19 protein-coding genes are annotated in these 18455 nt (G+C 67.1%); 5 read left to right on the top strand and 14 right to left on the bottom strand.

Annotated elements, in window-relative coordinates; translation table 11 throughout:
* Nucleotides 1–135 precede the first annotated feature (135 nt).
* Entirely contained in the window at nt 136–1440 is a 1305-nt protein-coding gene (locus ACTIEW_RS07550; protein WP_439477282.1) for a UDP-glucose dehydrogenase family protein, read from the top strand.
* Here ACTIEW_RS07550 and ACTIEW_RS07545 read toward each other — a convergent pair.
* Nucleotides 1423–1605, bottom strand: coding sequence for a hypothetical protein (locus ACTIEW_RS07545; RefSeq protein WP_439477281.1), 183 nt, complete (start codon nt 1603–1605; stop codon nt 1423–1425). The genes ACTIEW_RS07550 and ACTIEW_RS07545 overlap by 18 nt on opposite strands.
* Before the next feature lie 202 nt (nt 1606–1807).
* Complete coding sequence (locus ACTIEW_RS07540; RefSeq protein WP_439477280.1) at nt 1808–2482, bottom strand: OmpA family protein; 675 nt, start codon at nt 2480–2482, stop codon at nt 1808–1810.
* Between the two features lie 242 nt (nt 2483–2724).
* Here ACTIEW_RS07540 and ACTIEW_RS07535 point away from each other — a divergent pair, with 242 nt between their 5' ends.
* On the top strand, nt 2725–3636 hold the full coding sequence (locus tag ACTIEW_RS07535; RefSeq protein WP_439477298.1) for an isopenicillin N synthase family dioxygenase: 912 nt from the start codon (nt 2725–2727) through the stop codon (nt 3634–3636).
* A gap of 73 nt (nt 3637–3709) precedes the next feature.
* Here the strand turns inward: ACTIEW_RS07535 and ACTIEW_RS07530 are convergent, their stop codons facing one another.
* The 10 genes from ACTIEW_RS07530 to ACTIEW_RS07485 form a co-directional block, all read right to left on the bottom strand.
* Nucleotides 3710–5536 carry a ubiquitin-activating E1 FCCH domain-containing protein gene (locus tag ACTIEW_RS07530; protein ID WP_439477279.1) on the bottom strand — a complete coding sequence of 609 codons (1827 nt, stop codon included), beginning with the start codon at nt 5534–5536 and terminating at the stop codon, nt 3710–3712.
* 141 nt (nt 5537–5677) lie between these two features.
* Nucleotides 5678–7555 carry a ubiquitin-activating E1 FCCH domain-containing protein gene (locus ACTIEW_RS07525; protein WP_439477278.1) on the bottom strand — a complete coding sequence of 626 codons (1878 nt, stop codon included), beginning with the start codon at nt 7553–7555 and terminating at the stop codon, nt 5678–5680.
* Nucleotides 7556–7708: 153 nt separating this feature from the next.
* Nucleotides 7709–9580, bottom strand: coding sequence for a M2 family metallopeptidase (locus ACTIEW_RS07520; RefSeq protein WP_439477277.1), 1872 nt, complete (start codon nt 9578–9580; stop codon nt 7709–7711).
* Between the two features lie 84 nt (nt 9581–9664).
* Nucleotides 9665–10378, bottom strand: a complete 714-nt coding sequence (gene mtgA, locus ACTIEW_RS07515; RefSeq protein ID WP_439477276.1) for a monofunctional biosynthetic peptidoglycan transglycosylase — start codon at nt 10376–10378, stop codon at nt 9665–9667.
* A 3-nt stretch (nt 10379–10381) separates the two neighbouring features.
* Nucleotides 10382–11113 (bottom strand): carbonic anhydrase, encoded by a 732-nt coding sequence (locus ACTIEW_RS07510; RefSeq protein WP_439477275.1) that lies wholly within the window; start codon nt 11111–11113, stop codon nt 10382–10384.
* Between the two features lie 46 nt (nt 11114–11159).
* Nucleotides 11160–12131 (bottom strand): WD40 repeat domain-containing protein, encoded by a 972-nt coding sequence (locus tag ACTIEW_RS07505; RefSeq protein ID WP_439477274.1) that lies wholly within the window; start codon nt 12129–12131, stop codon nt 11160–11162.
* Nucleotides 12128–12574 carry a DUF1330 domain-containing protein gene (locus tag ACTIEW_RS07500; protein WP_439477273.1) on the bottom strand — a complete coding sequence of 149 codons (447 nt, stop codon included), beginning with the start codon at nt 12572–12574 and terminating at the stop codon, nt 12128–12130. Before ACTIEW_RS07500 ends, ACTIEW_RS07505 begins: the two co-directional genes overlap by 4 nt.
* Nucleotides 12571–13626 carry a CobW family GTP-binding protein gene (locus ACTIEW_RS07495; protein ID WP_439477272.1) on the bottom strand — a complete coding sequence of 352 codons (1056 nt, stop codon included), beginning with the start codon at nt 13624–13626 and terminating at the stop codon, nt 12571–12573. The genes ACTIEW_RS07500 and ACTIEW_RS07495 overlap by 4 nt, the downstream gene beginning before the upstream one ends.
* Nucleotides 13627–13768: 142 nt before the next feature.
* A complete protein-coding gene (locus ACTIEW_RS07490) occupies nt 13769–14734 on the bottom strand; it encodes a cation diffusion facilitator family transporter (RefSeq protein ID WP_439477271.1) in 966 nt (321 codons plus the stop codon).
* 84 nt (nt 14735–14818) lie between these two features.
* Nucleotides 14819–15478, bottom strand: coding sequence for a hypothetical protein (locus tag ACTIEW_RS07485; protein WP_439477270.1), 660 nt, complete (start codon nt 15476–15478; stop codon nt 14819–14821).
* A gap of 192 nt (nt 15479–15670) precedes the next feature.
* Between ACTIEW_RS07485 and rplU the strand changes: the two genes are divergently transcribed.
* The 3 genes from rplU (at nt 15671) to ACTIEW_RS07470 (ending at nt 17251) form a co-directional block, all read left to right on the top strand.
* The gene (rplU, locus tag ACTIEW_RS07480; RefSeq protein ID WP_439477269.1) at nt 15671–16243 is read left to right on the top strand and encodes a 50S ribosomal protein L21; all 573 of its coding nucleotides are present in this window, start codon (nt 15671–15673) and stop codon (nt 16241–16243) included.
* 27 nt (nt 16244–16270) lie between these two features.
* Nucleotides 16271–16549 (top strand): 50S ribosomal protein L27, encoded by a 279-nt coding sequence (gene rpmA, locus ACTIEW_RS07475; protein ID WP_304877334.1) that lies wholly within the window; start codon nt 16271–16273, stop codon nt 16547–16549.
* A 168-nt stretch (nt 16550–16717) separates the two neighbouring features.
* The gene (locus ACTIEW_RS07470; protein WP_439477268.1) at nt 16718–17251 is read left to right on the top strand and encodes a GNAT family N-acetyltransferase; all 534 of its coding nucleotides are present in this window, start codon (nt 16718–16720) and stop codon (nt 17249–17251) included.
* A 157-nt stretch (nt 17252–17408) separates the two neighbouring features.
* Here the strand turns inward: ACTIEW_RS07470 and ACTIEW_RS07465 are convergent, their stop codons facing one another.
* On the bottom strand, nt 17409–17606 hold the full coding sequence (locus ACTIEW_RS07465; RefSeq protein ID WP_284222933.1) for a hypothetical protein: 198 nt from the start codon (nt 17604–17606) through the stop codon (nt 17409–17411).
* A 143-nt stretch (nt 17607–17749) separates the two neighbouring features.
* A complete protein-coding gene (locus ACTIEW_RS07460; RefSeq protein ID WP_439477267.1) occupies nt 17750–18391 on the bottom strand; it encodes a BA14K family protein in 642 nt (213 codons plus the stop codon).
* Nucleotides 18392–18455 lie beyond the last annotated feature (64 nt).

The raw sequence follows: 18455 nt of genomic DNA, 5'->3' as shown, positions 1-18455 counted from the left end.
AGGCCAGCAACACAGAGCCGCCGCCTCCCGAAAGGGGGGCGGCGGTTTTGCTTTGTCAGATCGGGATTCGGGCTCGGGGTGGTCAAAGCCGCGGCCGCTCGCTATCTCCGCCCGACGGACGAAGGACAGGTTTCGATGCGCGTGGCGATGATTGGCACCGGCTATGTGGGCCTGGTCTCAGGGGCCTGTTTCGCCGACTTCGGCCACGACGTGACCTGCGTCGACAAGGATCCATCCAAGATCGAACGGCTGGAGCGGGGCGAGATTCCGATCTTCGAGCCGGGCCTGGACGATCTGGTCGCGGCCAATGTGCGTGGGGGGCGGTTGAGCTTCGCCCTCGACGGTGCAGAGGCGATCCGGACGGCGGATGCGGTCTTCATCGCCGTGGGCACGCCGTCGCGGCGCGGCGACGGCCACGCCGACCTGTCCTATGTCCATGCCGCCGCGGAAGAGATCGCAGGTCTGATCGAGGGCTTCACCGTGGTGGTGACCAAGTCCACGGTCCCCGTCGGCACGGGCGACGAGATCGAGCGGATCATTCGGGAGCGCCGCCCCGACGCGGACTTCGCCGTGGTCTCCAACCCGGAGTTCCTGCGCGAGGGCGCCGCGATCGAGGACTTCAAACGGCCGGACCGGATCGTGGTCGGCACCGAGGACGCGCGCGCCCAGGCGGTGATGCGCGAACTCTATCGCCCGCTGAACCTCAACGAGACGCCGATCCTGTTCACCGGCCGGCGCACTTCGGAGCTGATCAAATACGCCGCCAACGCCTTTCTGGCGATGAAGATCACCTTCATCAACGAGATGGCCGACCTGTGCGAGGCGGTGGGGGCCGATGTTCAGCAGGTGGCGCGCGGTATCGGCCTGGACAAGCGGATCGGCGGCAAATTCCTGCATGCCGGACCCGGCTACGGCGGCTCCTGCTTTCCCAAGGACACCCTCGCCCTGGTGCGGACCGCGGCCGACGCCGGGGCACCGGTGCGGCTGATCGAAACCACGGTCCAGATCAATGACGCGCGCAAGAAGGCCATGGCCGGCCGCGTCGTCCAGGCCCTGGGCGGCGAACTGAAGGGCAAGACCGTCGCCCTGCTGGGCCTGACCTTCAAGCCAAACACCGACGACATGCGCGACGCGCCCTCGCTGGAGGTCGCCCCTGCGCTGATCGCCATGGGCGCGACCGTGCAAGCCTTCGATCCGGAAGGCATGCATGAGGCCGCCCGGCTGCTGGAAGGGGTCCAGTTCAAGGACGGCCCCTATGAGGCGGTTACGGGCGCCGACGTGGTGGTGATCCTGACCGAATGGGATCAGTTCCGCGCGCTGGACATCGATCGGGTCAAGCTGCTCATGCACCAGCCGGTCATGGTCGATCTGAGAAACGTCTACCGGCCCGAGGAAATGCGCACGCGGGGCTTCCGCTACGCCTCAATCGGCAGGGCCTAGCAGGACCACGGGGGTAAGTTCAGGGCGTTCGGCGGCGGCGACCTCGACCTGGGGCAGCAATGTCCGACCGGCGCCGATGACGACGGTCGCCGTCAGCACGGCCGAGACCGCGGCGATGGCGGCCAGTTTCACCCCGTCGGCGAATTCCTGATGGTCTGGACGCAAATGATTCCCCCGCAACGAGCGCATTTGTTTCCAGCACCAGACGCCTTCCTCCGCAAGTCACGGAACGGTGTCTGACGACAAAAGAGGGCGGAGCCGCGAAGCTCCGCCCTTGTTATGTGCGCTATCGCTCGCGGCGCGGCCGCTCACTGCTGGAGCGCGAACGTCATTCTCCAGCTTGACCGGAGGCTCGCTGCCTGAGCGCCTAGCCGCGGAACGGACGGATCAGGATCTCGACCCGGCGGTTCTGGGCCTTGCCTTCGGCCGTGGCGTTGGAGGCGATCGGGGCGCTTTCGCCACGGCCGTCGACGTACAGACGGTCGGCCAGGACATTGCGGCTGACCAGATACTGGGCCACCGACGAAGCACGCTGGCGCGAGAGGTTCAGATTGTAATCGTCCGCGCCGTCTGAATCCGCGTGGCCGACAATGTCGACGATCGACTGGTCGTAGCGGTTCAGAACGCCGGCCACGTCGTCGAGGGTGGCGTAGAAGCGGGTGTTGATCGACGACTGGTTGGAGGCGAACGTCACGTCGGACGGCATACGCAGGACCAGGTTGTCGCCCTGGCGGGCCACGCCGACGCCCGAACCCGACAGTTCGGCTTCCAGCTCGCGCTGCTGGCGGTCCATGTACTGGCCGACGGCCGCGCCGCCCAGTGCGCCGATGCCGGCCCCGATCAGCGCGTTCTTGCGGCCTTCCTCGGAGTTGGAGGTGTTGGTCAGGTAACCCAGCAGGGCGCCGCCCAGGGCGCCGGCGATCACGCCCGTGCCGGTGTTGTTGCGGCGCGGCGCAGAGCTGTAGGGGTCGGTGGTGGTGCAGGCGACGCCGCCCAGGAGGATGGCGATGGTCGCGCCGGTGAGGAGGAGTTTGCTGCGCATGGTGGGGAGTCCTGTCTGCAAAAAATCTGTCTGGCGCCGAAACGCAAGCTTACGGTGAAGGTTCCGACCTGTACCGCGGCTGAACGAACAATCCCCGTGCGCGACCCCGTCGCGGCTTTGCCAAGTTGGCGACTTGGGGCGTATGGAACCCGCTCGTAACAGAACGATGAGGCCCTTCCGTGAGCGCGACAACGAACCCCGAGACCGCCGCCTCCGCCCGCAAGGCGATCGAGCCGGTCTCGATGAAGCTGTACGATGCGGATTTTCAGGCCTTCGCGGACAGACTGGGAACGTCGTTCAAGCGGTACGGCTTCGCCGTCATCGCCGACCACGGGCTGGACGAGACGGTGATCGACGCCGCCATCGACGCCTCCAGGACCTTCTTCGCCCTGCCTGAAGAGACCAAGCGCAAATATCACCAGCCGGGAACCGGAGGCGCCCGCGGCCTGACCCCGTTCGGGGTCGAGGCGGCCAAGGGCGCGGCCACGGTCGATCTGAAGGAGTTCTGGCATGTCGGGCGCGAGCTGCCCGAAGGTCATCCCTACCGCCAGTACATGCGCGACAATGTCTGGCCGACCGAGGTCGAGGGCTTCCGGGCGCATCTGTACGGCATGTTCGCCGCCATGGACGAACTGGGGGCGAAGATCCTGCGCGCCATCGCCCGCTATCTGAAACTCGGCGACGGCTTCTTCGAGGACAAGGTCGAGATGGGCAACTCGATCCTGCGCATGCTGCACTATCCGCCGGTGCCCGCGGGCGCCTCGGGCGTGCGGGCCGGGGCGCATGAGGACATCAACGTCATCACCCTGCTCCTGGGCGCCGAGGAGGCGGGACTGCAGCTGAAGGACGCCGACGGCGAATGGCTCGACATCGCGCCGCCGCCGGGGGCGCTGGTAGTCAATATCGGCGACATGCTGCAACGACTGACCAACCACGTCCTGCCGTCGACCAGCCACCGGGTCATCAACCCGGCTCCGGAACGGGCCAGTTTCGCCCGCTACTCCACGCCCTTCTTCCTGCACTTCAACCCGGACTTCGTCATCGAGACCCTGCCCGCCACGGTCTCGGCGGAAAACCCCGACCGATACGCCGGCAAGGCGATCATGGCCGAGGACTTCCTGACCGAACGTCTGAAGGAAATCCGGCTCATCTGAGGGCGCCAAGGCACGCCGCGCGTCCCGGCCTTCGCCGGGATGAGGGTCTCGCTGGTCGAGCGCGGCCCGGGGGCTATCGGGAAATTCGGAGCTGCGTCAGTTCTCGACCGATGGCGGCGAAAGCCTCGGAAAGATCGCCCCCGCTGGCCGGCAGATAGACGTGGTCCGGACTGGTGGCGCAGTACTGCATGACGTCTTCCGCCGCGCCCCCTGAAGTCAGCTCAAGGCCAACGGTATAGACTACGACGCCCTCCGCCTTCATGGCGTCGCAGAGCGCCTCGGCCTGGTCGTACGGACTGCCATTGGTGGCGGCGCAGTTGATCTTTTCTCCGCCAATGCCGGCATTGCTGGCCAGGACGCCGGTGCAATAGTTGGTGTTGAACTCGCCGTCGGTCATGAGGATGACCGCCTTCAGAAGTTCGTTGGGGCTGGCGACGCCTGCCGGATTGCCGGACCAGAGCGGATTGAAGGTGGGCGACACCGTGTACCAGCCCCAGGCGAGGCCGATGTGACCGGCCGTTGAGCCCGTAACGTTGAAGCTGGAGATCAGTGACTTCATCGCGGCCTTGTCCGACGACAGCGGCCTGATGACGGCCGAAGGACAGGGCGCGCTGGTTGCAGGGTAGTTTCGACCGACGAAGGCGGTTGACGGCGCCGCGCTGGTATAGGCTTGCGCCCCGGTCCGTTCGGTGACGCAGGTGCTGATCTGATGGGCGCGCAGGTTGTTGGAGATGTTGCGGAACACCCGCCACTGGCAGCCGTCGCGCCCGCACCAGGATTGGCCGCCGCTGGAATAGTTCCCCCAGGACGTGGCGTTCACGCCGAGGGAGTAGGTGTTGGCGGTGACATTGGCGATCGCGAAGGGCGTGTTGTTGATCTGGCTCATGCCCGACACACCGGTGATATAGACGCCCTCGCCATTGCCCATGCCGTGGCCGTTGGAAGTGACCACGACGGAGCAGTCCGAGACCCGGCACTCCCGCTCTGTGCCCCCCGAGGAGTAGTTCGAGTAGCCGGACGTGCTCCAGTTGGCGCCTGTACCAGCGTTTTTCAGCTGGAAGCGGTTCGAGTCGACGACTGTCACCCGGTAGATGCGGCTGTTGACCTGGGTCATGCCTTTGACGCCGCTGATCCAGACATAGTCGTTGTTCGCCAGGCCATGGCCGTTGGCGGTCACCACACCAGGATTGGCGCGCGTGATGGCGCTGATATTGGTGGTTGATCCGACCTGCCAGGATGCGCCTGATATGCTGGTCGACTGTGTCGGCGCGCCCCGCGCGCCGTTGGCGTAGGAGCCCATGTTGACGCCGATGGAATAGGGCACCACCGACATGCGGGTGTAGTAGGGCTCCTGGACGTCCTGAACCACCAGATCCACCAGATCCTGGGCCGCCGCCTTCATCGCGGTGATGCGGCTGCCGCTCATGGAGCCGGTGATGTCGAGGACCAGGGCGACTTCGAGGTTCCTGGACGAGCGGTTGACCTCGGAATGGGCCCCGACCGGCAAATAGTCATCCATGAATTTGCCGTAGGGCGGCAGGAAGATGTTGGCCACCAGGGTCTTCACATCGACCTTGGAGGAGGCGACCACCACGGCGTCGTCATTCAGTGAGAAGGTCGTCTCCTCCTCGTGCAGGATGATGTCGGGATAGGCCTTGAGATTGGCGCGCAGCGTCGCCAGGCCGACCTCCCGGAGGTCCTCATCCTCGGAATAGGGCGAACGGGCAGCGGCCAGGGTCGCCGCGTCGAGCGCGTCCTGCAGATTGACCCGGACCGTCGAGGCGCGGTGGATATCCACTCCGCCCACCGTCATCAGGATCAGCACGGGCAGGCTGAGGCCGAACAGCATGGCGACATTGCCGCGCGCGTCCGACACCAGGCGGCGCAGAAAAGTCTTCACGCTGCTAAGGATCGGCGAGACAGCACGGCGTCCCATGGTCGTCGATTCCGCCAGGTCGCCGGGCAGGATGGCCCGGCTCTCGAAGCGTCAACATCCGCCAACCGGGTTAAGGCTTGATGATCGCCGGCGATCACGGGTTGCCTAACGGGATATGCGCAACTGCTTGATGTCCCGTCCGATGGCCGCGAAGGCTTCGGACAGGTCGCCGCCGTCGGCGGGCAGGAAGACATTGGCCGGGGTTGAGGCGCAGTCCGACAGCACATCGGCTTCGGCAGTTCCGGCGGTGATCCCGAACCCGACCGTATAGACGATCACGCCCTGGGCCTTCATCGCGGCGCACAGGGTCCTGCTCTGGTCGAAGGGGTCGCCGTTGGTCGCATCGCAGTCGATCTTGGCGGCGTTGTCGCCGGACCCCGTGCCGGCCTGACGCGAGATGACCCCGCTGCAGTATGGGGTGTTGAACGCCCCGTCGGTCATGATGACGACGGCCTTCAGAGTTTCAGCGGAGTTGTAGGCCGCGGCCCCCCCTGACGGCCACAGGGTATTCCAGTTGGGCGACACCATGTACCAGCCCCAGGCGATGCCGATCTGGCCCGCGGTCGAACCGGCCGCCACGAAATCGTCGATGCGCGACTTGATGGTAGCCGTGTCGCTGGACAGCGGCAGGATGGTGTTGCCGATGCAGGTTCCGCTGATGTTCGGGTAGTGCCGCCCGACCCATGAGGAAGAGCCCGACGGAGCCGCTTCGGTATAGGCCTGGGCTCCGACCCGTTCGGTGACGCAGCCGCTGACCCGGTGGGTGCGGAGATCGCCGTTCATGTTGTCAAAGGCGAAATAGGTCGTGCCCTCGCCGCGCGCGCTCCACGCCTTGCCGCCCAATGTGTAGGGGGTGAGCGACGCATCCGTGAGGTCTATGGTGAAGCTGTTGGCCGAGGCGTTCCCGACCAGATGGGTGTCGTTGTTGATCTGGGTCATGCCGCCCACATCGGTGATGTAGACGTATTCGTTGTTGGACATGCCATGATTGGCGGCGGTGATGGTGATGGAGCAGTCGTTGTTCTGGCACCGCTGAACCCGACCCGCGCTGCCGATGTAGCCGCCGTAATTCCGGCCGTCCACGCGGTAGCCCGCCAAGGTGTAGAGCTCGAAGCTGTCGGTGGTCCTGTTGGTCACCACATAGGGTTTGTTGTTCAGCTGGGTCATGCCGGTAGCGCCGCTGATCCAGACCACGTCGCCGTTGGCGAAGCCGTGGCTGCTTGAGGTGATGACGACCGGTCGGGCCTTGGTGGCCGCTGTGATGGACTTGGGCGTTCCGGCCAGGTTGATGACGGCGCCGGTGATGGTCACCGAAGTCGAGATCCCGCCGCGAGCCGCGATGACATGGTTGCCCGGATTGACCGAGTTGGAATAGGGCACCAGCGCGACCCTGGAATACCAGGGGGTCTGGACCGGCTGGACGATCAGGTCGACCAGCTCCTTGGCCGCGGCTTTCAGGTCTATGATTCTCTGGCCGGCCATGGAGCCGGTGATGTCCAGCACCAGGGCCACCTCGATGTTCCTGGACGAGCGATCGACCTCGGAATGCGCCCCGACCGGCAGGTAGTCGTCCATGAATTCGCCGTATGGCGGCAGGACGATGTTCGCGACCAGGGTCTTCACATCGACCTTGGAGCTCGCAACCACCACGTCATCGCTGTTCAGCACAAAACTGGTGTCGACTTCGCGCAGGGTGATGTTCGGATAGGCCTTGAGGTTGGCGCGCAGCGACGCCAGGCCGACGCGTTGAAGATCGATGTCGGCGGTATAGGGCGAGCGGGCGGCGGCAAGGGCCGCGGCGTCCAGCGCATCCTGCAGATTGACCCGCACGGTCGAGGCGCGGTGGATGTCGACCCCGCCGACCGTTATGAGGACCAGCACCGGGATGCTGAGGCCGAACAGCATGGCGACATTGCCGCGCGCATCGCCGGCCATTCGCCGGGCGAAGGCGCGCAGTCCGTCAAACCAGGAATTCCGCCCCATCGCCTCTTCCGCCCGTGGTTCAAGCGCGAGGCAGTCGGTCCGCGCCCATCCGGGGCAGAATGACCGGGCACGGTTAAGCGAAGCGCCCATACCAAAGGTTAACGCTGCGACTTCCTTGCGGAGCGACCGTGGCCGCCCGCAGGCCCGCCCGGGTCAGGTCTCCCAGCCGCAGTTCTTGCCGCGGTTCTGCGCCGTCAGCCAGGTGTTCAGCGGGGCGAAATAGTCAGCCACAGCCGAGGCGTCGTTCTCGCGCTGGCCGGTGAAAGCCTGCATGGCCTCGGGCCACGGTCGGGACTGACCCATCTCCATCATGGCGTTGAAGCGCGCCCCGACCTCTTCGTTTCCGTATACGGAGCAGCGATGCAGCGGCCCGGTCCAGCCGGCCTGTGCGCAAGCCGCGCGGTGGAACTGGAACTGGTAGATGTGGGCCAGGAAGTAGCGGGTGTAGGGCGTATTGCCCGGGATGTGATATTTCGCGCCTGCGTCGAAGGCGTTCGCCGGACGCGGTCCGGGCGGGACCAGGCCCTGATAGCGCAGCATGTTGGATGACCAGGCGTCATTGTATTCCGCCGGGCTGGTCTCGCCGTTGAACACGCCCCAGCGCCAGCGGTCGACCATCAGGCCGAACGGCAGGAAGGCGATCTTGTCGAGCGCCATCTTGAGCAGGAAGGGGATGTCCTCCGCCTCGCCCGGCACGGTCTGCAGCAGGCCGATCTGGTTCAGATAGGTGGGGGTCAGGGCCGACAGGCCGACGAAGTCGCCAATGGCTTCATGGAAGCCGTCATTCGCTCCGTTCTTGAACAGGAACGGCTGATCCTTGTAGGTGCGCTGGTAGTAGTTGTGCCCGAGCTCGTGGTGGACGGTGTAAAAGTCCTCGGCATTGACCTCGGTGCACATCTTGATGCGGATGTCGTCGCGGTTGTCGAGGTCCCAGGCCGAGGCGTGGCAGACCACTTCACGGTCGCGCGGGCGGGTGATCTGGCTGCGCTCCCAGAAGGTCTCCGGCAGCGCGGGCAGGCCCATGGAGACGTAGAAGCCCTCGCCGGTTTCGACCATCTTCCTTGCGTCATAGCCCGAGGCGACCAGCCGTTCGGTCAGGTCATAGCTGGAGGCGCCGCCCTCGGCCGGGGCCACTACGTCATAGATGTTGCCCCATTGCTGCGACCACATATTGCCCAGCAGGTCGGCGCGGATCGGGCCGCTGTCGGGCTGGACGGTGTCGCCGTACCGGGCGTTGAGACGTCCCCGCACATAGCAATGCAGGTTTTCGTAGAAGGGTTTGACCTGCTCCCACAGCCGGTCGGTCTCGGCGGCGAAGGCGTCCGGCTCCATGTCATAGCCGGCGCGCCACATGGCCCCGGTGTCGGCGAAGCCCAGTTCGGTGGCGCCCTCATTGGCGATCTCGACCATGCGGGCGTAGTCGGGCGCCATGACCGGAGAAATGGTGCGCCAGCCCTCGTACAGGGCGCGGGCCTCGGCCGGGTCCCGGGTCGTGGCCAGCAGGGCGGAGGCGTCCTCAAGCGTGATCTGGCGGCCCTGATATTCGAATTTCCCCGTGGCGTAGGTCGAGTCCAGCCGGGTGGTGATGTCGGCCAGTTCGCCGGCGGCGCCGGGGCGGTTCGGGGCCGGCAGGACGATGCCGAGACGCAGCAGGTTCAGCTTGCGGCGCACGTCGGCCGGAACCTCGACGGCGTTGAAGCGGGCCGCGCCATTGGCAAGCTGGACCTGCAGCTCGGTGTATTCGGCGTTGATCCGGCTCTCCAGCCACATGGTGTCGTGGGTGATGTTGGTGGCGCGGGCCCACTGGATGCGCGCCGCCTCCTCGCTGAGAGCGGCGAGGCGGGTCTCTGCGTCGGTGACAAAGGCGACGGCGGCCTCGGCCGTCGCGGGCGGAATGGCGTCGGCGGCCGGGGCGACGGACGGACTGTCGTTCCAGACGTGAGGTGCATGAGCGCCGTAGGCGGCGCAGGCGGCCGTGGTCATCAGGGCGCAGGCGGCTGCGGCCGTCATCAGGGTGCGTTTCATGGATATTCCTCCTTGCGCGGTCTGCCGCCGCGCCGTTGGGCCGGCAGGTGAAGGGAGCGGAGCCGTTGCGTCAAGCGGGGCCGTTCATCCGACGGCGCAGGCGGCCAGGCCTTGTTCGCGCACCGTGCGCATCGCGGCCTGGATGCGCGAGGTGCGACGGCGGACATAGGGGCCGGGCGCGGAGGCGCTGTAGCGTCGCGGCGAGGGCAGGATGGCGGCCAGCCGCGCGGCCTCGCGGGCGCTCAGATCGTCCGCCGACTTGCCGAACCAGTGCTGTGAGGCGGCCTCGGCGCCGTAGACCCCCGGGCCCCATTCGGCGACGTTGAGATAGACCTCCATGATCCGTCGCTTGCCCCAGATGGTCTCGATGGCGACGGTGTAGCCGGCCTCCAGCCCCTTGCGGATCCAGTCGCGGCCCGGCCACAGGAAGGCGTTCTTGGCTGTCTGCTGGCTGATCGTCGAACCGCCGCGGATCCGTCCCGAACCGCGCTTCTCCGACCGGGCGTTGGCCTTCAGGGCGCGTTCGATGGCCTTCATGTCAAACCCGCTGTGGGCGCAGAAGGTTGAGTCCTCCGAGGCGATCACGGCCTGGACCAGCCGGGGCGAGATGTGGTCCAGCGAGCGCCAATGGTAGGACAGGCCCTCGCCGCCGACGGCCCTGCTGACCATCAGGAAGGTGGTCGGCGGGGCGATCCAGCGCTGGATCAGGACGCTGCCGGAGCCGAGCAGGAGCAGCAGCAGGAACAGGGTCAGGAGGGACCGGCGTCTCCGGCGTCCAGGGTTGTTCGCCGCTGGCAAGCGTCAGGCCTCGCCGGCGTCGAAGAACTCGACGACGCCGTCGTCCAGGTCATAGCGCGCGCCGACGATGCGCAGATCACCGCTGGCCAGTCGCTCCAGCAGGGCGGGCGAGGCGGTTTCTCGCAGGTGCTTGACCACCTGGCGAACGTTTTCGCGCACGGACTGGTCCACGAGGTCGCCCTCGGGATGAGCGGCCCGGGCCGCGAGGACGGCCGGGATGATGGGCTGGAGCATCGCCCCGACGGCGCCCGGGAAATGCGTGTTACGTTCCACCACCTCTGCGGCGGCCGAGACGGCGCCGCAGCGCTCGTGGCCCATGACCACGACAAGAGGCACACCCAGATGCTCGACGGCGTACTCGATCGAGCCCAGGGCCGTGGTATCGATGGTGTTGCCGGCGATGCGGATCGTGAATAGTTCGCCCAGTCCGCGGCCGAACACGATCTCGGGCGGCACGCGGCTGTCGGAGCAGGAGACCAGCACGGCGAAAGGCGCCTGGCCCGCGGCGAGCGCGTGCCGACGCTCTCCGCCCAGGCTCACGGGGAGCGGGTGATCCGATGCAAAGGCCTGGTTGCCCTGGCGCAGTCGCTGCAGCGCCTCGTCGGGCGTCAGACCGCTTTGGCCGACGTGAGGATCAGCGCCGGCGAGCGCTGGAGCCGCGAGGGCAGTCATCGGCGCCGCAAAGGCCCACTGGACAAGAGTCCGTCTGGACAGGCTTGTACGCGTTGCGTTCATCGTCTTCCCCCTGCCAGGTCACTGTGACGCTTACCGAGGGACAGCGCTAGTCTGCTTCGGCCACGCCCGCGTTCCCGTCCTCGTCGGCCCAGGCGATGCGGGCGGCGTCGGGGCTCATGGCCAGGGCGGTGATCGGGGCGCCCTTGTCGGCCTTGAGGAAATTCAGCCCCTGTCCCGCCGGATCGGCCAGCCAGACGCGGCCGTCGTTCAGTCCGGCGGCCAGCACGTCATGTTTCGGCTGTGAGGCCACGAGGGCGACAAGACTGCCCTCGTCGAAGCCGATCTCGGTGGCCTCGCGGCCCATCGGTCCGTTGGATCCGACGAAGGGCCAGAGCACGGCTCCCTGGGCGCCCGAGGTGGCCATCAGCCGGCCATCGGACAGGAAGCTCATCGACCGGACCTTGGACGGATAGCCGCCCATGCGCAGGTTCTTCTGGTCCTTGATGCGCCAGCCGTGCAGCTGGGAGTCCTGCATGGCGGTGACCACGAAGGCGCCGTCGGGCGAGAAGGTCACGGCGGTGTGCGAACCGGCCCATTTCAGGAACGTCGGCTTCTGTTCCGCGATGCGGGCGAACCACAGGGCGGCCCCGCCATAGGTCGAGGTGGCGATGCGTCGCCCCTTCGGCTCGAACGCCACGCCCGAGACGGTGCGCTCATGCTGGAAGTCGCGGCGGAAGCCGGCGTCCTTCGCATCCAGCACGGTCAGGGTCTTGCCGGCGGTGAAGGCGATCAGGCCGCTCCCGGCCGAGGCGTCGACGGCGTCGATCCACTGGCCCCTGCCGCTGGTGGCCAGCACCCCGGCGTCGGTGCGCCGGTGCCAGACCAGGCGGCCGTCGTCGCCGCCCGTGACCACGCCGTCGCCGCAGGGGTGGGCGACGGCGCACAGGATCGCTCCGTCATGGGCGGCGCTGAACTCGCCGCCCTCGAAGCGGACCGAGCCGTCGCCGAGGGCGAAGATCGCGCCCGTGTCGTCGAACACGGCGGCGGTGATCTGGGCGTCGAAGGCGGAGGTCTTCATGACGGACGGTTTTCGCCGAAACCCGCGCCGGCGTCGGAGGGTTCGCACCGGATCAGTCGGGAGTCCGCCACCGCGGCCTGACGGTGGATGACCGCGGCCTGGTACTCGGGGTCGCGCAGCATCGTCAGGAAGGCCTCGCCGCTGGGGTAGGCGGCAATGAAGGCCAGGTCCCACGCTTCGTCGGCGGGGCCGATCAGGGTCTGTTCGGGGCGGCCCAGCCAGACCTGGCGACCGCCTGAGCGGGCGAACGGCGGCGCGGCGGCGCGGCCGTAGGCGGCATAGGCCCGGGCGCCGGTCCGGGCTTCGGAATGGCCGGGATGATCGGCGGGATAGTCGGCCGTTTCACGGAAGCGCAGCAGGTTGATCATGGCGATCGGCCGGTCCAGCGGGAGGTCGCGGAAGACCGCCATGGCCTCGCGCGTCGGATCGACAAAGCCGGTCATGCGGCGCAGCTCTCGAACCCGGCCCTCAGCGCGGCCTCGTCGAGGTCGCGGCCGATGAAGACCGCGCGGGACCAGCGGCGCTCGTTGGCGCCCCATGGCTTCTGCAGGTCGCCCTCGAGGATCATGTGCACGGCCTGGAAGACGAGGCGGCGGTCCTCGCCGTGGACGTCGATGATGCCCTTGGCGCGCAGGATGTTCTGGCCCTGCTCGCCCAGCAGCCGGTCCAGCCAGGCGGTGAATTTGGTCCCGTCCATCGGCCGTTCGAGCGACAGGGAAATCCCCTTGATGTCGTCCTCGTGGGCATGGCCGCGCGCGCCCTGGGAAGGGCCGTGGTCGTGATCGTGATGGTCGTGGCCGCAGTGTTCGTCGTGGACGTGGCCGGCCTCGCCGTGGGCGGGGTTGGCGAACTCCGGATTGATGTCGAGGATCCGGCCGAGGTCGAAACCGCCGAGGCCCAGCACCTGATCAAGCGGCACATTGGCGCGCTCGGCGCGGGTGATGGGGGCCAGCGGGTTGAGCTTGCGCAGGCGGCGCTCGACCTCGACCAGCTCCGCCTCGCTGACGAGGTCGGTCTTGTTGAGGATGATGCGGTCGGCGAAGGCGACCTGCTCGCGCGCCTCCTTCGAATCATCGAGGCGGGCCATGACGTGTTTGGCGTCAACCAGGGCCGTGACGCTGTCCAGCTGCGTCTTCGCCTTGACGTCCTCGTCGACGAAGAAGGTCTGGGCCACGGGGCCGGGGTCGGCCAGGCCAGTGGTCTCGACGATGATGGCGTCGAAGGCGGGCTTTCCGGGACGCTGGCGCTTCATCAGGCCGGCGACGACGCGGATCAGATCGCCGCGCACGGTGCAGCAGACGCAGCCGTTGTTCATCTCGAACACATCCTCGTCGGCGCCGACGACCAGGTCGTTGTCGATGCCTATCTCGCCGAACTCATTGACGATGACGGCGTAGCGCTTGCCGTGGTCCTCGCTGAGGATGCGGTTCAGCAGGGTGGTCTTGCCGGCGCCGAGATAGCCGGTGAGCACGGTGACGGGGATGCGATCGGTCATGGGGCGCTAGATGGAGGGTGGGGCGGAGTTTGTGAAGGAGGGATGAGGGAACAGGGATGAGGCATAAGAGCGTCGAACAGGGGAAGGCCGCGGCTCGCACACCCATCCCTCATCCCTAATCCCTCATCCCTGTCACCCGCTCCTAGCAGGCCGGGCAATCGGGGAGGGGAGCCGCTTCCAGCTGCAAGGTCGAATGGCCGATTCCAAACCGCCTGCGGATCAGGGCATGCGCCTCTTCCAGCAGGGCGGCGGAGTCCGCGCGATCGTGACACAGGTGGGCGGTCAGGGCCGTCTCGGTGGTCGACAGGCCCCAGACGTGCAGGTCGTGGACGGCGGTGACGCCGGTCAGGCCGAGGAGGACGTCCCGCACCGCCTCGACATCCACGCCGCGGGGGGCGGCGTCGATCGCCAGATTGACCGAGTCCTTCAGCAGGCCCCAGGCGCCGATCAGAATGACGGCGACGATCAGGATGCTGACCAGCGGATCGATCACCGACCAGCCGGTCATCCATATGATCCCGCCCGCGATGACCACGCCAATGGACACGGCGGCGTCGGCCATCATGTGCAGATATGCGCCGCGGGCGTTCAGATCGCTGTGTCGATCGCGCATGAACAGCAGGGCGGTGCCCAGGTTGATGACAAAGCCGATCGCCGCAACGCCCATGATCAGGCCGGACATCACCGGAGCCGGTTCCGCCAGCCGACGCACGGCTTCGAAGGCGATGGCCCCGCAGGCGAAGATCAGCAGAAGGGCGTTGGCGAGGGCCGCCAGCACCGTGGCCTTGCCATAGCCGTAGGTCTTGCGCGGTCCGCTCGCGCGTCGCACCAGCCAGGCCGCGCCGCCGGCCATGGCCAGACCCAGCACGTCGGAAAGATTGTGCCCCGCATCGGCCATCAGGGCGGTGGAGCCGCTGAACACCCCGGCCCCGAACTCGACGCCGACAAAGATCAGATTGACGATCAGGCCGACGGCGTAGCGCCAGTCGCCCGTATCGACCGGGCCGTGATGGCGCCCGCCCGGATCATGGGCGTGGCTGTGCCCGTGATCATGACCGGCATGGTCATGGCCGGACCCGTCGTGTGCGTGATCATGACCGTGCGCCATGAAGAGCCTCTAGGCTCCCCTCGTTGTCGGGTCAACGAGCCGGACCTGTAAGTTATTGATTGTAAATGTATAACCTATCATCGCCTAGTGCTGCCGCAAGATGATGAGAAGGCCGATCAGGATCAGGGCGAGGCCGAGGACGATGCCTTCATACCGGGCCCAGCGCTCCAGCCGCAGCACCGACCAGCCGGCGCGGGCCAGAACGGTGAACAGCGCCATGCCCAGAATCGTGCCCGCAGCGAAGGCCAGGGTCAGCAAGGCCAGCACCAGCGGCCCTTCCGTCGCCTGCGACAGATAGATCGGCAACAGCACCTCGCCCGGGGAGATCGCCATCAACGCCACCAGCCCCCAGAAGGCGGCGGCGTGGGACACGGTCGGCTCGGACAGGGCCAGCGACGGGCCGCCGGCCATGATCGCCGGGCGCAGCAGGGCCCGGCCGAGGTAGAAGGCCCCGAACAGGAACAGGAGGCCGGCGGACAGGCTGGGCAACAGGCCGGAGATCCATTGATCCATGGCGAGCCCGGCCGCCACGATCAGGCCTCCGACGATGGCGGTGGTGGCGATGTGGGCCAGCCCCGCCGTGGTCACGGCGGCCAGCACCTGCGGCAGGGTCCAGCGCTGGCCCCGGCCGACCAGAACAAAGGGCAACCAGTGGGTCGGCAGGGCGGCGTGCAGGAAGGCCGTGGCGAAGCCGGCGCCCAGCATGGACAGCAGGATGGGTTGCTGGAGGTCGGACGGCGTCATTATCGGCCCTCATAGAATGTTATCTTATAACAGTCCAGAGAGGGTGTGCGGTTCCGCCTCGCGATTGGTCGGCCCCCGTTTTTTCGCCCGTCCGCGTTGACTCGGACACCCCTCTGCGTCTATGTCGCCGCTCTTCGCCCGAGGGGGTCCCCCGTCGGGCTTATTCTTTTTGCGTTTCGCTGAGGCTTCAACATGTACGCGGTGATCAAGACCGGCGGCAAACAGTACCGGGTTCAACCGGGCGACGTCATCGTGGTCGAGAAGCTCGACGGCGAGGCCGGCTCGAATGTTTCGTTCGGCGACGTCCTGATGCTGGGCGGCGACAAGGGCGTGACCCTGGGCGCCCCCCTGATCGCGGGCGCCGCGGTCGCCGCGACCCTGGTCGAAACCCGCAAGGGTGAGAAGATCAAGATCTTCAAGAAGACCCGCCGTCAGGGCTATCGCCGCACCAACGGCCATCGCCAGATGGAATCGGTCCTGCGCATCACCGGTATCGACGGCGCCGGCGAGAAGGCCAAATGGGACGGCGAGACCTCGCTGATGACCAAGGCCGAGATGAACCTGCGCGCCCGTGGCCTGGCCCCGCGCGTTGAAGCGACCGAGGTCAAGGCCAAGCCGGCGAAGTCGCCCAAGGTCATCGACACCGCGCCGACGGCTGAAGTCGCTGCTGACGCTCCGGTCGCCGCCAAGAAGGCTCCGGCCAAGAAGGCTCCGGCCAACAAGGCCGCGCCCAAGGCGAAGCCCGCCTCCACCGACGAAGCGTAAGAACAGTTAGAGACAGGGAGCAGACCTATGGCTCACAAGAAATCCGGTGGTTCGTCGCGTAACGGTCGCGACTCTCATTCCAAGCGCCTCGGCGTGAAGAAGTTCGGCGGCGAGAACGTTCTGGCCGGCAACATCCTCGTCCGTCAGCGCGGCACCACCTTCCACCCGGGTGACAACGTCGGCCTTGGCCGCGACCACACCCTGTTCGCGACCGCTCACGGCGCCGTGAAATTCACCAAGAAGGCGAACGGCCGTTGTTACGTGTCGATTCTCCCGGCCACCGAACAGGCCATGGCCGCCGAGTAGCGCGAAGACCGACTAGCACCCGGATCGCGCATGGCTCGAGAGCCGCGATCCGGACCAGGGACAAGTTTCCGCGGGGAGTCTGGATCACCAGGCTCCCCGTTTTCGTTTCCCCGCCTCGACGCCGCCCGAGCCCTCCAAGGAGGCGGCAGATCGAACGAGGCTTGCGTGATGTGCGCGATCGAACCCTCTCCCGTCGTCGAGACGCGGCGTCTGGTCCTGCGCTCGCCCGGCGCCCAGGACATCCCCCGGCTGGCGGCCTTCGCCAATGATCCGTCGATCGCGCGCATGACCCTGCGCATGCCGCACCCCTACGGGGTCGAGGACGCCGAGGAATTCGTGCTGAAGGTGGCGGTGCAGGATCCGGCGCGGGCGCGGACCTTCCTGATCGAACACGAGGACCATGGCCCGGTCGGCGTCATCGGTCTGTTCGAGGACGCCGATCCGGCGCCCGAGGTCGGCTACTGGATAGCCCGCCCGTTCTGGGGCCGGGGCTTCGCCACCGAGGCGCTTCAGGGGGCGACGGCCTGGGCGTCGAAGGCATGGAAGCGCCGCGCCCTGATGGCGGGTCATTTCAGCGACAATCCGGCGTCAGGCCGGGTGCTGGAGAAGGCGGGCTTCCTCTACACGGGTGAGGTGCGCCGGGGTTTCAGCCGCGCGCGCGGCGCCGAGGCGGAGACCCGCCGGATGGTGTGGCTGGCGTGAGTGAACTCTTCTGTCCGCTCATCCCGGCGAAAGCCGGGACCCAGTCCTGTCCAGCTTGACGCCGGAGTTTCAGGACTGGCGTGCCGGCTTAATCCGGGCGGATTGATCACCCAAAGCACTGGGTCCCGGCTTTCGCCGGGATGAGCGGAAAATTGAGTTAACCGAACAGCGTCGGCCCGAAGATGGCGGCCATGGCGATGGCGCCGCCGGCTACGGCGACGATCGCGCCGGCGATGAAGGCCGCCCAGGTGCGGGCGGCGCGCTGACGCCGCAGGCCGCTGGTCTTGACTGATCGCAGCATGACGCCGGGCTTGGGTCCGAAGACTTCCGAACCGGAAATATTGTGCTGGGACATGTACGCGCTCCCTGATCCACCGCCCCTTGCGGGTCGCGGCCACCGAAGCGGGTCGGACAAGGCCAAACAATGGCGAACAGCGGTTATCCACCGATCCGTGATCGAATGAACGACGTTAGCGCCGCCGCAGCGGCCTCAGGGCCTCAGCCGCAGTAGACCAGCCGCCCGCTGTAGGCGCGGTAATAGCCGGTGTGGGGGTCGTAAGAACGGTAGTTGGCCCGGCACCAGTCGGCGCGCGACCCGTAGCCGCTGTTGTCTCCGCCATAGCCGCCGCTGTAACCGCCATAGCTCACGCCGCCGCCGGGATAGACGTGGTCGGGCCGGCCATAGGCGCCGTGATAGGTCGTCGAACCCTGGGCATGGCCATAGTTGTAGGCCGAGCCATAGCCTCGACGGTTGCCGTAGCCATACCGGCCGTGCCCGTAACCGTCGCGGCCATAGCCCGCCAGTTCGCGATAGTTGCGCCGCGCCTGCGGGCTGGCCTGACGGCGCTGGTCGCGCCAGCGGGCTCCGCAGTCATTGCGGTTCGCGTCCCAGAACTGATCGCAGCGGAAGTCGCCCGGCCGGTCCAGCTGGCTGCGCCAGTCGAAATTCGACGGCGCCGCGTTGGAGCGGCGGGAGCCGTAGCTGTCGCCCCGGGACCGCTGGTCATAGCCGCTGTCATACGAGCGATAGCTGTCGCCGCCCTGATAGCCGGTGTCATAGGTTCCGCCCCACGACTGGGCGGCGGCGGGAACGGCGGACAGGCTCAGGCCGGCGACGGCGATCAGGGCGAGACGGAACATGGTTAACTCTCCGAAGCGGCCAGATACGCGGCCCCAAAGACAACAGGCACTGGCAGGCGAGGCG

It is taken from the genome of Brevundimonas sp., assembly GCF_051860745.1.
Classification (GTDB): Bacteria; Pseudomonadota; Alphaproteobacteria; order Caulobacterales; family Caulobacteraceae; genus Brevundimonas.
The sequence above is the reverse complement of the archived record's forward strand: the minus strand, read 5'-3'. Positions and strand labels throughout refer to the sequence as shown.